Origin of the sequence: Pseudacidovorax intermedius (genome assembly GCF_001476815.1) — a bacterium.
Classification (GTDB): Bacteria; Pseudomonadota; Gammaproteobacteria; order Burkholderiales; family Burkholderiaceae_C; genus Xenophilus; species Xenophilus intermedius_A.
In genome coordinates, this window is record NZ_LDSL01000064.1 from 22,746 (window position 1) to 37,168 (window position 14,423).

The 14,423-nt window shown below is 70.8% G+C and carries 12 protein-coding genes; all 12 read left to right on the plus strand.

Features of this window, described 5'->3' with window-relative positions; translation table 11 throughout:
* Positions 1 to 14 precede the first annotated feature (14 nt).
* On the plus strand, positions 15 to 548 hold the full coding sequence (locus NS331_RS10695) for a TRAP transporter small permease (RefSeq protein WP_058641974.1): 534 nt from the start codon (positions 15 to 17) through the stop codon (positions 546 to 548).
* Positions 549 to 563: 15 nt separating this feature from the next.
* Complete coding sequence (locus NS331_RS10700; RefSeq protein ID WP_058641975.1) at positions 564 to 1,877, plus strand: TRAP transporter large permease; 1,314 nt, start codon at positions 564 to 566, stop codon at positions 1,875 to 1,877.
* Positions 1,878 to 1,936: 59 nt separating this feature from the next.
* On the plus strand, positions 1,937 to 2,311 hold the full coding sequence (crcB, locus tag NS331_RS10705; RefSeq protein ID WP_058641976.1) for a fluoride efflux transporter CrcB: 375 nt from the start codon (positions 1,937 to 1,939) through the stop codon (positions 2,309 to 2,311).
* 122 nt (positions 2,312 to 2,433) lie between these two features.
* Positions 2,434 to 5,400 (plus strand): monovalent cation/H+ antiporter subunit A, encoded by a 2,967-nt coding sequence (locus NS331_RS10710; RefSeq protein WP_058641977.1) that lies wholly within the window; start codon positions 2,434 to 2,436, stop codon positions 5,398 to 5,400.
* Between the two features lie 88 nt (positions 5,401 to 5,488).
* Positions 5,489 to 5,836: a Na+/H+ antiporter subunit C gene (locus tag NS331_RS10715; protein WP_058641978.1), complete on the plus strand. Its 348-nt coding sequence runs from the start codon at positions 5,489 to 5,491 to the stop codon at positions 5,834 to 5,836.
* Positions 5,833 to 7,542, plus strand: coding sequence for a monovalent cation/H+ antiporter subunit D (locus tag NS331_RS10720; RefSeq protein WP_058641979.1), 1,710 nt, complete (start codon positions 5,833 to 5,835; stop codon positions 7,540 to 7,542). The genes NS331_RS10715 and NS331_RS10720 overlap by 4 nt, the downstream gene beginning before the upstream one ends.
* On the plus strand, positions 7,542 to 8,033 hold the full coding sequence (locus tag NS331_RS10725; protein WP_058641980.1) for a Na+/H+ antiporter subunit E: 492 nt from the start codon (positions 7,542 to 7,544) through the stop codon (positions 8,031 to 8,033). Before NS331_RS10720 ends, NS331_RS10725 begins: the two co-directional genes overlap by 1 nt.
* Positions 8,030 to 8,308 (plus strand): K+/H+ antiporter subunit F, encoded by a 279-nt coding sequence (locus NS331_RS10730; RefSeq protein WP_058641981.1) that lies wholly within the window; start codon positions 8,030 to 8,032, stop codon positions 8,306 to 8,308. Before NS331_RS10725 ends, NS331_RS10730 begins: the two co-directional genes overlap by 4 nt.
* Positions 8,305 to 8,703: a monovalent cation/H(+) antiporter subunit G gene (gene mnhG, locus NS331_RS10735; RefSeq protein ID WP_058641982.1), complete on the plus strand. Its 399-nt coding sequence runs from the start codon at positions 8,305 to 8,307 to the stop codon at positions 8,701 to 8,703. Before NS331_RS10730 ends, mnhG begins: the two co-directional genes overlap by 4 nt.
* Positions 8,704 to 8,784: 81 nt before the next feature.
* A complete protein-coding gene (locus tag NS331_RS10740; protein WP_058641983.1) occupies positions 8,785 to 9,813 on the plus strand; it encodes a Bug family tripartite tricarboxylate transporter substrate binding protein in 1,029 nt (342 codons plus the stop codon).
* Between the two features lie 73 nt (positions 9,814 to 9,886).
* Positions 9,887 to 10,807: an alpha/beta fold hydrolase gene (locus NS331_RS10745; protein WP_058642069.1), complete on the plus strand. Its 921-nt coding sequence runs from the start codon at positions 9,887 to 9,889 to the stop codon at positions 10,805 to 10,807.
* Positions 10,808 to 10,908: 101 nt separating this feature from the next.
* Entirely contained in the window at positions 10,909 to 14,406 is a 3,498-nt protein-coding gene (locus tag NS331_RS10750) for a response regulator (protein ID WP_058641984.1), read from the plus strand.
* Positions 14,407 to 14,423 lie beyond the last annotated feature (17 nt).

The window sequence follows — 14,423 nt, forward strand, 5'->3', positions numbered from 1 at the left end:
TCCGAGGGATTTCCATGCGACGTTTTCTCGACCGCCTCTACGACGGGGCCGGCGCCCTGGGCGCCTTCTGCGTCTTCCTGATCTTCGTGCTGATGATCTGGGCCGGCCTCGGTCGCCAGTTCAACTGGCGCGTGAGCGGCATCAACGACATCGTGGCCTGGCTGTGCGCGGCGGCCTCCTTCTTCGCCATGGCCCATGCCTTCCGCCACGGCGACTTCGTGCGGGTGACGCTCTTGCTGGAGGCCGTGCCGCCGCGGGTGCGCCGCATGCTGGAGCTGGTCTGCCTGTTCATCGCCCTGGTCTGCGTGGGCTACCTCACCTGGTGGGCAACCAGCTTCACCTGGGAGAGCTACGAATTCGCCGAAATGGCGACCGGCCTGGTGGTGATCCCCATCTGGATTCCGCAATCCACCTTCGTCTTGGGCTGCTGGCTGCTGCTGCTCGCGCTGGTGGACGAGACGGTCGTGGTGCTGCGCGGCGGCAAGCCCAGCTACCAGCGCGCCGTGGAGGCCCGCCACGCGGCGGGCGACTTCTCCTCCGACGTGTAAGGACGCAAAGCAACCATGACCGAAACCCTGCTCATGGGCGCCATGCTGCTGGCGATCATGCTGGTGCTGCTGGCCGGCGGCGTGTGGATCGCCATGACCCTGGCCATCGTCGGCTGGGTGGGCCAGGCCTTCTTCACCAGCACGCTGCCGGGCAAGAACCTGTTCTCCGCCTTCTGGGAGAGCAATGCCAGCTGGGAGCTGGCGGCACTGCCGCTGTTCATCTGGATGGGCGAAATCCTGTTCCGCACCCGGCTCAGCGAGGAGATGTTCGAGGGCCTGCGGCCCTGGCTCAACCGCGTGCCCGGGCGGCTGATGCACACCACCATCCTCGGCTGCGGCGTGTTCGGCTCGGTGTCGGGCTCCTCGGCCGCCACCTGCGCCACCATCGCCAAGGTGGCGCTGCCCGAGCTGGTCAAGCGCGGCTACAGCGAAAAGCTGGCCATCGGCTCGCTCGCCACGGCGGGCACGCTGGGCATCCTGATCCCGCCGTCGATCACCATGGTGGTGTACGCGGTGGCGGCCGATGCCTCGATCATCCGCATCTTCCTGGCCGGCTTCCTGCCGGGGCTGCTGCTGATGCTGCTGTTCTCGGGCTACATCGGCTGGTGGAGCCTGCGGCATCCCGAGCAGGTGCCGCCGGCCGATCCGCCGATGTCCTTCGCGCGCAAGCTCAGGCAGTCGGGCAACCTGATTCCCTGCGCGCTGCTGATCGTGTTCATCGTCTGGGTGCTGGTGGCCGGCTGGGCCACGGCCACCGAATGCGCGGCCTTCGGCGTGCTGGGCTCGCTGGCCATCGCGGCCTGGGGCCGGGCGCTGAACTGGCGCAACTTCGTGGACGGGCTGATGGGCGCCACGCGCACCAGCTGCATGATCATGTTCATCCTGGCGGGCGCCGCCTTCCTGACCAAGACCATGGCCTTCACCGGCATCCCGCGCGAGCTGGCCGAATGGGTGGACAGCCTGCAGCTGTCGCCCTATGCGCTGATCGGCGCGCTGGTGCTGGTCTACCTGGTGCTCGGCACGGCCCTGGACGGCATCAGCATGATCGTGCTGACCAGCGCCGTGGTGCTGCCGATGATCCAGAAGGCCGGCTTCGACCTGGTGTGGTTCGGGATCTTCGTCGTGCTGCTGGTGGAGATCGCCGAGGTCACGCCGCCGGTGGGCTTCAACCTGTTCGTGCTGCAGAACATGACGGGCAAGGACAGCAACGTGATCGCCAAGGCCGCGATTCCCTTCTTCCTGTGCCTGGTGCTGTGCATCGCGCTGATCACGGTGTTCCCGCAGATCGTCACAGTGCTGCCGGACCTCGTGATGGGCGCCGAGCGCTGAGCCGCCGCCCGGACCGCCGCTCCCGCCACCGCCGCCGCCGCCTTGCGCACAATCGCACGATGCTTGCGAATGCTTTGTTCATCTGCGCCGCCGCCTGCGCCGGCGCCCTCCTGCGCTGGGGCTTCCAGACCTGGCTCAACCCCGGGGCCTGGCTGCCCTGGGGCACCCTGGCGGTCAACCTCATCGGCGGGCTGCTGATCGGCATCGCCATCGCCTTCTTCGGGGCGCGGCCCGACCTGTCGCCCGCCTGGCGGCTGACGGCGATCACCGGTTTCCTGGGCACGCTTACCACCTTCTCCAGCTTCTCGGGCGAGGTGGTCGGCATGCTGATGGCCGGCCGCGTGGGCCTGGCGCTGGCCACCATCGGCTTGCATCTGGGCGGCTCCCTACTGATGACCTGGGTGGGTTTCCGGGCCACGCAACACTGGGTCTGAGCCCAGCCGCGGCGGCCTGCGCCGTGTCCTACAGCGGGCCTCGCGGCCGTCCTGCATAACCGGCCGGTACGCACAGGTTTTTGCAATGGAGTCGAAGGGGTCGGTCGATAGAATCGATCACGATGCCCCTGGTCGCCCTCGTCCTCACCCCCTTTCTTGCCAGCGCACTGGCGGCCGTGATGCCGTCCGGCGCACGCAACCGGGGGGCAGGCATCGCAGGGTTGGCAGCGCTGGGCTGCGCCATCGTCGCGGCCCTGCAGTTCCCGGCGCTGGCGGGCGGCGAGGTGCTGCAGCAGACCTACCGCTGGATCCCCACGCTCGGCGTCGACCTGTCCTGGCGCATGGACGGGCTGGCCTGGCTGTTCTGCATGCTGGTGCTGGGCATCGGCGCACTGGTGGTGCTGTACGGGCGCTACTACATGTCCTCCTCGGACCCGGTGCCGCGCTTCTTCGCCTTCTTCCTGGCCTTCATGGGCGCCATGGTGGGCGTGGTGCTGTCGGGCAACCTGATCCAGCTGGTGCTGTTCTGGGAACTCACCAGCCTGTTCTCCTTCCTGCTGATCGGCTACTGGCACCACCGGCGCGACGCCCGGCGCGGCGCCCGCATGGCGCTGACGGTCACCGGTGCCGGCGGCCTGTGCCTGCTGGCGGGCGTGCTGCTGCTGGGCCGCATCGCCGGCAGCTACGAGCTGGACGTGGTGCTGGCCTCGGGCGACCTGGTGCGGGCCGACCCGCTCTATCCGCTCACGCTGGTGCTGCTGCTGGTGGGCGCTTTCACCAAGAGCGCGCAGTTCCCTTTCCACTTCTGGCTGCCGCGCGCCATGGCGGCGCCGACGCCCGTGTCGGCCTACCTGCATTCGGCCACCATGGTGAAGCTGGGCGTGTTTCTCATGGCGCGGCTGTGGCCCGTGCTCTCTGGCACGGACCTCTGGTTCTGGCTGGTGGGCGGCGCCGGCGCCATCACGCTGCTGCTGGGCGGCTACATCGCCATGTTCCAGCGCGACCTGAAGGCGCTGCTGGCCTATTCCACCATCTCGCACCTGGGCCTGATCACGCTGCTGCTGGGCATGAACAGCCCGCTGGCGGCGGTGGCGGCGGTCTTCCACGTGATGAACCACGCCACCTTCAAGGCCTCGCTCTTCATGGCGGCGGGCATCATCGACCACGAGACAGGCACGCGCGACATCAGCCGGCTGAGCGGGCTGCTCAAGCCGATGCCCATCACGGGGGCCCTGGCCATCATCGCCAGTGCCTCGATGGCGGGCGTGCCGCTGCTCAACGGCTTCCTGTCCAAGGAAATGTTCTTCGCCGAGACCGTCTTCCTCGACGGCTCGCCCTGGCTGGAGATCGGCCTGCCCGTGCTGGCCACGCTGGCCGGCGCCTTCAGCGTGGCGTACTCGGCGCGCTTCGTGTTCGACGTGTTCTTCGGCCCGCGCTGCGACACCGAGGTGCCCAAGCCGCCGCACGAGCCGCCGCACTGGATGCGCGTGCCGGTCGAACTGTTGGTGCTGCTGTGCCTGGTGGTGGGCATCGTGCCGGCCTGGTCGGTCGGCGGCTTCCTGGCCACGGCCGCCGCGCCGGTGGTGGGCGGCGACCTGCCCGACTACAGCCTGTCGATCTGGCACGGCTTCAACCTGCCGCTGGCCATGAGTTTCGTCGCACTCGCGGGCGGCGCCGCCATCTACCTGATGCAGCGGCGCCGGCGTGCCCTGGGCGGACTGACGCACACGCCGGGCCTGCGCCGCTTCGACGGCCAGCGCATCTTCGAGAACCTGCTCGCCCGCCTGTCCGAGCTGGGCCGCCGAGGCCGGCGCGTGCTGTCCACCAACCGCCTGCAGCCCCAGCTGCTGCTGCTGGTGCTGGTGGCCGTGCTGGGTGCCGGGGCGTCGCTGTGGCTGGCGCCCGCCGACACCGGCAGCCGCGAGCGCCTGCCCTTCTCGCCCATGTTCCTCATGACCTGGGTGATCGGCTGCACCTGCGCGGTGGCCGCCGCCTGGCAGGCCAAGTTCCACCGTCTGGCCTCGCTGATGCTCGCCTCCGGTGCCGGCCTGGTGTGCTGCATCACCTACATCTGGTTCTCGGCGCCCGACCTCGCGCTGACGCAGCTGGTGGTGGAGACCGTGACCACGCTGCTCATCCTGCTCGGCCTGCGTTGGCTGCCCATGCGCAAGGCCGAGGTGCAGCGTGCCGGGGAACGGTTCCGTCCGTGGGGCCGCCGCGGGCGCGACCTGCTGCTGGCCGGCGCGGCCGGCTGCGGCATGGCCGCCATGGCCTGGTACATGATGACGCGGCCCTTCCCGCAAAGCATCTCGCCCTTCTTCCTGCAGCGCGCGCTGCCCGAAGGCGGGGGCACCAACGTGGTCAACGTGATGCTGGTGGACTTCCGCGGCTTCGACACCTTCGGCGAGATCACCGTGCTGGGCATCGTGGCACTCACGGTGTATGCGTTGCTGCGCCGCTTCCGCCCCGCCGCCGAGGCCATGGCCCTGCCGCCGCAGCAGCGCGTGCAGCAGGACCAGGGCGGCACCGACCTCATCAACCCGCGCCGCGCCCGCGACACCGCCGTGGGCTACCTCATGGTGCCGGCCGTGCTGGTGCGGCTGCTGCTGCCGCTGGCGGCCATGGTGTCGGTGTACTTCTTCATGCGCGGCCACAACCAGCCGGGCGGCGGCTTCGTGGCCGGACTGGTGATGTCGGCGGCGCTGATGCTGCAGTTCATCGTCTCGGGGGCGGCCTGGACCGAGGAGCACCTGCGCATCTTCCCGCGGCGCTGGATCGCGCTCGGCCTGCTGGTCGCGCTCGGCACGGGTACGGGCGCCATCGTGGTGGGCTATCCCTTCCTGACCACGCACACGGCGCACCTGACGCTGCCGGTGCTGGGCGTGCTGCACGTGCCCAGCGCCCTGTTCTTCGACATCGGCGTGTTCGCCCTGGTGCTGGGCGCCACGCTGCTGACGCTCACGGCGCTGGCCCACCAGTCGATCCGCAGCCACCGCTGGGCGGAGGAGCAGGAGGAGAAGGCCGCCGCCAAGGCCGCGCTGGAGGCCGCCAACGCCGAGGCCATCCGCATCACCGGGGGGGCCGTCTGAATGGGCAGGCCTCCCCATTCCCCGCTGCGCGCAGCGCTGCCCCTCGGCGGGGCGCATCAATGCCCTCGGGCGGCAGGGAACCGTTGAGATGGAAGCCGTCCTCGCCATCGCCATCGGCGTGCTCACCGGCGCAGGCGTGTACCTGCTGCTGCGGCCCCGGACCTTCCAGGTCATCATGGGCCTGACGCTCATCTCCTACGCCGTCAACCTGTTCATCTTCAGCATGGGCCGGCTCAAGGTCGACAGCGAGCCGGTGCTGCAGCCCGGTGTCGTCGCCACCCTGCAGAACACGGCCGACCCGATGCCGCAGGCGCTGGTGCTGACGGCCATCGTGATCGGCTTCGCGATGACGGCGCTCTTCCTGGTGGTGATGCTGGCCTCGCGCGGCATCTCGGACACCGACCACGTGGACGGCCAGGAACGGGAGGAGACATGAACGAAATCCTCTCGCTACTCGACCGCCTGCTCGACTTCACCATGCCGCACCTAGTGGCGGTACCGGTGCTGCTGCCGCTGTTCACGGCCGCACTGATGCTGCTGCTGGGCGAGCAGCGCCGGCGCGCCAAGTCGGTGCTGACCGTGGTTTCCGGCCTGCTCGGCATGCTGGCGGCGCTGGCCCTGCTGCGCTGGGTCAACACGCCCGACACGGGCGGCGGCCCCGGCTCCATCGGCGTGTACCTGCCGGGCAACTGGCCCGCGCCCTTCGGCATCGTGCTGGTGGCCGACCGACTGTCGACCATGATGGTGGCGCTCACGGGCGTGGTGGCCTTCGCCGCCTCCATCTACTCCACCTCGCGCTGGGACCGGGCCGGCGTGCATTTCCACCCGCTGCTGCAGTTGCAGCTGATGGGCCTGAACGGCGCCTTCCTGACCGGCGACCTGTTCAACCTCTTCGTGTTCTTCGAGGTGATGCTGGCGGCGTCCTACGGCCTGCTGCTGCACGGCTCGGGGTCGCTGCGGGTGCGCGCCGGGCTGCATTACATCGCGATCAACCTCGCGGCCTCGTCGCTGTTCCTCATCGGCGCGGCCATGCTGTACGGCGTGACCGGGACACTCAATCTCGCGGACCTGAGCCAGCGCATCGCCGAGGTGGCGCCGGCCGACCGCGGCCTGCTGCATGCCGGCGCGGCCATCCTGGCGGCGGCCTTCTTCGCCAAGGCGGGCGCCTGGCCGCTGAACTTCTGGCTGGTGCCCGGCTACAGCGCGGCGGTGTCGCCGGTGAGCGCGGTCTTCGCGCTGCTGACCAAGCTGGGCGTGTACGTGGTGCTGCGCACGTGGACGCTGTTCTTCGGCGTCGACGCGGGCGACTCGGCCCTCTACGGCCAGTGGGTGATCGTGGGGCTGGGCCTGGCCACGCTGACGGTGGGCTCGCTCGGCATGCTCGGCTCGCAGCGGCTGTCGCACATGGCGAGCTTCGCGGTGGTGGTGTCGGCCGGCACGCTGCTGGCGGCGGTCGGGCTGGGGCAGGAATCGGTCTGGGCCGGCGCGCTGTACTACCTGCTGGGTTCTACGCTGGCCGCCAGCGCGCTCTTCCTGCTGATCGACATGATCGAGCGGTGGCGCAACGCCGGCCACAGCATCGCGCCGCACGAATCGGCGGCGACCACGCCCTTCCTCACCGAGGACCTGCAGGCGCTGGACGACGTCAACCTGGACGACGAGGCGCAGGCCCTGTACGGCCGCGCCATTCCCGCCGGCGTGGCCTTCCTGGGCCTGGCCTTCGTCTGCTGCGTGCTGCTGCTGGCCGGCCTGCCGCCGCTGCCGGGCTTCATCGGCAAGTTCGCGATGCTCTCGGGCCTGCTGGAGGGCCAGCGCACCGGCGCCTGGGGCTGGGCCTTCATGGCGCTGCTGCTGGTGTCGGGCTTCCTGACGCTGGTGGCCTTCTCGCGCAGCGGCATCCGACATTTCTGGACCCACACGCAGACCACGCTGCCCGCCCTGCGCGCACTGGAAGTGCTGCCGGTGGCCGGCCTGCTGGCGGCCTGCGTCGCGCTGGCCGTGGGCGCCGGCCCGGTTCTGCTGCATGCCCAGGCCACGGCGGCCAACCTGATCGACACCCGCGACTACCGCGCGGCCGTGTTCGCCGCCCGCCCCAAGCCCGGCCCGACGACCGCCGGCCCGCGGCTGGAGGTCCGGCCGTGATGCGCCGCCTGATCCCCTCGCCGCCGCTCACCATCGCGCTGTGGGTGGTGTGGCTGCTGCTCAACCAGTCGCTGCATCCGGCCACGATGCTGCTCGGCGCGCTGCTGGCGGTGGTGGTGCCGCTGCTCACCAAGGGCCTTCGGCCCGCGACGGTGCGCATGCGCAAGCCGATGCTGGCGCTGCGCCTCGTGCGGCTGGTGGTGGTCGACCTGCTGGCCTCGGCGCTGGGCGTGGCCCGCGCGCTGCTGACGCGGCGCACGCCGCAGATCCGTTCTGCCTTCGTGCGCGTGCCGCTGGCCATGCGCGATCCCAACGGCCTGGCGGTGCTGGCGATGATCCTGTGCCTGACGCCCGGCACGGCCTGGGCCGAACTCGCCGTCGACCGCAGCCAGCTGCTGCTGCACGTGTTCGACGTGCACGACGAGGCGGACCTGATCGAGCGCATCAAGCTGCGCTACGAAACCGTCCTGATGGAGATCTTCGAGTCATGACGCCTGTTCTGTTCTGGGCGCTCAAGGGCGCGTTGTTCCTGCTGGCGGTCGCCATGCTGTGCGCGCTGTTCCGCCTGCTGGCCGGGCCCACGGCACAGGACCGGGTGATGGCGCTCGACTGCCTCTACATCAACGGCATGCTGATGATGCTGACGCTGGGCATCGTGTATTCCAGCAGCGTCTACTTCGAGGCGGCGATGCTGATCGCGCTGTTCGGCTTCGTGGGCACCACGGCGCTGGCCAAGTTCCTGCTGCGCGGCGAGGTGATCGAATGAGCGGCGCCTTCGCCTTCTGGATCGAGGCCCTCACCGCCCTGCTGGTGCTGGTGGGCGCCGCCTTCGCGGCCATCGGCTCCTTCGGGCTGGTGCGCATGCCCAGCTTCTTCCGCCGCATCCACACCCCGACGCTGGGCGCCACGGCCGGCGTGTGGTCGGTGTCGCTGGCGACGGCGGTGTACTTCTCGGCGCAGGGTTTCTACCTCTTCCTGCATGCCGCGCTGATCGCGATGTTCGTCGCGCTCACGGCGCCGATCACCACGATCTTCCTGACCCGCGCCGCCCTGTTCCGCGAGCGGCAGAAGGGCGGCGACGTGCCGCCGCCGGCGGCCACGCGCGCCGACGGCGAGGACCCCGCCGAAGCGGCGGTGCGTCCCGACAGGACGCCGGACTGATCGCCCAGGCGGCACGGACAAGCCGCCTTGCGCAGTCGCGCGCAGTCCGTTAACGTCTTGTAACTTCTCAGCTTCCTGCGAATGCTCATGGTCGACAAGCGCCGCCTGCTCCGATCCTGTGCGGCCCTGGCCGCCACCGCCTGCGCGCCTGCCTGGGCCCAGGTGGGGCCGCGCCCGGCCCGGCCCGCCTCCGCGCCGCCCGAGGCCGATGCCGCCTGGCCGACGCGGCCGGTGCAGCTGATGGTGGGCTTTCCGCCCAACGCCTCGCCCGACACCGCCGCCCGCATCGTTGCCGCCCCCCTTGCCAAGCTGCTGGGCCAGCCGGTCGACGTGGCCAACAAACCGGGTTCAAGCGGCAACGTGGCGGCCGATGCGGTAGCGAAGGCGCGCGACGACCACACCCTGGGCGTGCTGATCAACGGCAACCTGACCATCGCCCGGCTGCTCGACCACGCCGTGCCCTTCGATCCCGAAAAGGACTTCGCGCCCATCGGCCTGATCGGCACTGCCCCGCTGGTGCTGGCCACCAGCGCCAAGGCCCAGGGCCACCGGCCCGACGAACTGCTGCTGTGGGCGCGCAACCTGGGAGCCGACGCCCGCTACGGCACGCCAGGCGCCGGCACCGTCGGCCACCTGGGCATGGAACTGCTCAAGATGCGCACCAGCATCAGCGCCCGCCACCAGCCCTTCGCCGGCAACCCGCAGGTGGTGGAAGCGATGCTGGCCGGCCAGATCGAACTGGCGCTGCTGCCGCCGGGCCTGGCGCTGCCGGCCGTCAAAGACGGGCGGCTCAAGGCCATCGGCATCACCGCGCCGGAGCGCAGCCCGCTCACCGGCGGCATGCCCACCCTGCGCGAGGCCGACGTGCGTGGCGCCGACCTGGAGATCTGGACCGCGCTGGCGGGCCCCGCCGGCCAGTCGACCGCCTCGATGGCCCGCATGAATGCCGCGCTGCAGTCGGTGCTGCGCACGCCCGAGGTGCGGGACGCCCTGCTCGCCGCCGGCTGGCAGGCCCGCGGCGGCACGCCGGAGGCGCTGGTGCGCCGCATCCGCAGCGACACGGCCACGCTGGGCGGCGTGATCATGATGCGCGGCATTCGCGCCGGCTGAGTCGCTCCGCGCGGCCTCTCGCCTGTCCTGTGCCGGACTGCACCGCGGCGGGCGGCTTCCTATGATCGCCGCCATGTACGCACCTCGCCGTCCGTCCCGCTCCGACTTCGTTCCCGTGCGCAACCTGCGCTACCACGTGCTGAGCTGGGGCGAGCCCTCCGCCGCCCGCGCGCCGCTCGTCCTGCTGCACGGCTGGATGGACGTGGCGGCCTCCTGGCAGTTCGTCGTCGACGCCCTGGCGCAGGACCGCCACGTCATCGCCCCCGACTGGCGCGGCTTCGGCCGCACCGGCGGCGGCGGCGCCGACAACTACTGGATGCCCGACTACCTGGCCGACCTCGACTGGCTGCTCGACCACCACGCCGGCGACCAGCGCGTGGACCTGGTCGGTCACAGCATGGGCGGCAACGTGGCCATGGCCTACGCCGGCGTGCGGCCGAACCGCATCCGGCGCCTGGTCAACCTGGAAGGCTTCGGCATGCCGGCTTTCCGGCCCGACGAGGCGCCCGGCCGCTATGCCCGCTGGATCGACGAGAACAAGAAGCTGCATGCCGGCGGCATGGCGCTGTCGGGCTATGCCGACGCCGACGGCGTGGCCCGCCGCCTGGCCAAGACCAACCCGCGCCTGGCCGCCGACAAAGCCGCCTGGCTGGCGCGCCAGTGGGCGCAGCCCGTGCGCCAGGCCGACGGCAGCGAGCGCTGGGAGATCGAGGGCGATGCGGCGCACAAGGTGATCAACGCCAACATCTTCCGCGTCGACGAGATCCTGGCGCTCTATGCCGCCATCACCGCGCCGGTGCTGGCCGTGGAGGCCGGCGACGACAGCCTGGCCGGCTGGTGGGCCGGCCGCTACACCCTGGAGGAATACCACCAGCGCCTGCGCAGCCTGCGCGACGTGCGCACGGCGCGCGTGGAAGATGCGGGCCACATGCTTCATCACGACCAGCCCGCGCAGGTGGCCGCCTTGATCGAGGACTTCTGCGCCGCCGGCTGAGCCTGCGCCGCCCCGGCCGCCCACAAGCGGCCTTTTCCGACAGTCCGCAGGCACGCCATCGGGCAGACTCTTTCGGTTTTGCCCTGACTACCGCCTGCCCCATGGACCGACGCCCCGCCATCGCCAACGATGAGTTCCGCCGACTGCTCAGCCGCAACGTCAAGCTGCCGCTGCTGCTCGGCATGCTGGGCGCGGTGGTGTTCGTGGCGCTCATCGCCTACCTGCTGTCGGTGATCAGCTGGGTCGAGCACACCGACAAGGTCACCCGCACCGCCACCGAGACCCAGCTGCTGCAGGCCGACATGCAGGCCGCCGTGCGCGGCTACCTGCTCACCGGCAACGACGGCTTCCTGCAGCCCACGGACATCGCGCGCACCCGGGCCCATGCCCTTCTCGGCGAATTGCGGCTGCTGGTCGGCGACAACCCCCAGCAGGCCGCGCGTGCCGCCAAGCTCGACGAATTGCAGCGCACCTGGGAAGCCTACGCCGACGACGTGGTGAGCGCCAAGCGCCGCGGCGAGGAAATCGGCGACCGGCTGCAGTCCGGCCGCGGCAAGCGCCTGGCCGACGAATCCCGCGCCACGCTCGACGCCTTCCTCACGACCGAACAGGCCCTGCGCGCCGAGCGCAACCAGAGCGCCAACCGCGCCGCCATCGGCGTGGTGGCCGGCTACCTGCTGTTGAGTGCGCTGATCAGCACCGTGCTATCGATCTTCGGGCGGCGGCAGATGCTGCAGCTGTCCGACCGCTACGGCACCGCACTGGCCGAACAGGCGGTGCACGCCGAGCGCATGGAAGAGCAGGCCTGGCTGCGCGGCACGCAGACCGAGCTGGCCAGCCGGACCGTCGGCAAGCTCACGGCGCACGACCTGGGCCGCCAGGTGCTGGACTTCTGCGCCCAGCACCTGCGCAGCGCAGTCGGCGCGGTGTACGTGGCCGAATCCGACGGCAGCCAGCGGCGCGTGGCCAGCTACGGCTTCTCGCGCGAGGCCGAGGCGGCATCGCAGAGCTTCCTGCCCGGCGAGGGCCTGGTGGGCCAGGTGGCCGCGCGCGGCGAGCTGATGGCACTCACGCCCGTGCCGCCGGGCTACGTGCGCGTCAATTCCGGCCTGGGCGATGCAGCGCCGCACACGGTGGTGCTGCTGCCCATCGCCCACGAGGGCCAGGTCAACGGCGTGGTCGAGCTGGGCCTGATGGCCGCGCCCCTGCCGCGCGAGCTGGAGCTGCTGCGCAACGTGGCCGAGGACGCCGGCAGCTCCATGGCCGCCGCCCGCTACCGCGAGCGCCTGCAGCAGGTGCTGGCCGAGACCCAGCAGCTCAACGAGGAGCTGCAGGTGCAGCAGGAAGAGCTGCGCACCGCCAACGAGGAGCTTGAAGAGCAGTCCCGCGCGCTCACCGAGAGCCAGGCCAACCTGGAGAACCAGCAGGCCGAACTGGAGCAGATCAACAGCCAGCTGGCCGAGCGCACCGAGCAGCTCGACCAGCGCAACGCGGCACTGCGCCGCGCCCAGTCCGACCTGGAGGAGCGCGCCGACGCGCTGGCCCGCGCCAGCCGCTACAAGTCGGAGTTCCTCGCCAACATGTCGCACGAGCTGCGCACGCCGCTCAACAGCGCCCTCATCCTGTCGAAGCTGCTGGCCGACAACGCGCCGGGCAATCTGAGCGAGGAGCAGGTGCGCTTCGCGCGCTCGATCCACGACTCGGGCAACGACCTGCTCACGCTCATCAACGACGTGCTGGACATCGCCAAGGTCGAGGCTGGGCGGCTGGACATCCATGCCGAGCACCTGCCGGTGGCCCGGCTGATGGATGCCCTGACGTCCACCTTCTCGCCGCTGGCCCGGAACAAGTCGCTGACGCTGCGCATCGAGATGGCGCCGGATGCGCCGGGCCATGTCATTTCCGACCGGCAGCGGGTCGAGCAGGTCCTAAAGAACCTGCTGTCCAACGCCATCAAGTTCACCGAACGCGGCGAAGTCGCGCTGCGCGTGCTGCCCGGTGCGGGCGGTGGCGTGCGCTTCGAAGTGCAGGACTCCGGCATCGGCATCCCGAAGGACCAGCAGGCGCTGATCTTCGAGGCCTTCCACCAGGCCGACGGCACCACCAGCCGCAAGTACGGCGGCACCGGGCTGGGCCTGTCGATCTCGCGCGACCTGACGCGCCTGCTCGGCGGCACGCTCGCCGTCGACAGCGAGCCCGGCCGCGGCAGCACCTTCGTGCTGAGCCTGCCGGCCGACGTCGCCCAGCGGCTGGAAGGCGACGATGCCGCGCCGCTGCCCCTGCCGCGCAGCGCTGGGCCCACCGCGCCGGTCGCCCCGGCACCGGCGCCCGCCGCGCCAGAGAGCGCGCCTGCCGCGCCCCGCCCCGCCCCGGCGCCCAGCTTCGAAGACGACCGTGCCCATCCGCCGGGCGACAAGCGCCGCGTGCTGGTGATCGAGGACGAGCCGCAGTTCGCCCGCATCCTGTACGACCTGGCGCACGAATACGGCTGGCACTGCATCGTGGCCCACGGCGCGGCCGACGGCTTCGCGCTGGCGCAGGAGCTGCAGCCTCACGCCATCCTGCTCGACATGCGCCTGCCCGACAGCTCCGGCCTGACCGTGCTGCAGCGGCTCAAGGACGATGCCGGCACGCGCCACATCCCGGTACACGTGGTGTCGGCCCAGGACCAGGCCGAGGCCGCGCTGCACATGGGCGCCGTCGGCTACGCGCTCAAGCCCACCACGCGCGAACAGCTGCAGGCCGTGTTCTCGCGGCTGGAGGCACGGCTCGCGCAGAAGGTCAAGCAGGTGCTGCTGGTGGAAGACGACGACGTGCAGCGCGAGAGCGTCGTGCACCTCATCGGCGACGAGGACGTGGCCATCACCGCCGTCGGCACCGGCGAGGAAGCACTGGCGCTGCTGCGCGAGCGCGTCTTCGACTGCATGATCACCGACCTGCGCCTGCCCGACATGCAGGGCGGCGAGCTGCTGCAGCGCATGTCGGCCGAGGAGATCTGCTCCTTCCCGCCCGTCATCGTCTACACCGGCCGCAACCTCACGCGCGACGAGGAGGCCGAGCTGCTGCGCTACTCGCGCTCCATCATCATCAAGGGCGCGCGCTCACCGGAGCGGCTGCTCGACGAAGTGACGCTGTTCCTGCACAAGGTGGAGTCGCAGCTGTCGGCCGAGCGCCAGAGCATGCTGCGCACGGCCCGCGAGCGCGACCGCGTGTTCGAGGGCCGGCGCATCCTGCTGGTGGACGACGACGTGCGCAACATCTTCGCCCTGACCAGCGCGCTGGAGCAGCGCGGCGCCAAGATCGAGGTGGCGCGCAACGGCCGCGAGGCGCTGCACAAGCTCGACGCCGTGCCCGACATCGACCTGGTGCTGATGGACGTGATGATGCCGGAGATGGACGGCCTGGAAGCCACGCGCCGCCTGCGCGGCGACCCGCGCTTCCGCAAGCTGCCCGTCATCACCGTCACCGCCAAGGCCATGAAGGACGACCAGGAGCAGTGCCTGGCCGCGGGTGCCAGCGACTACCTGGCCAAGCCCATCGACCTGGACCGCCTGTTCTCGCTGCTGCGCGTGTGGATGCCGCACATGGAGCGCCTGTGAGCGCCAACCCCGCGCGG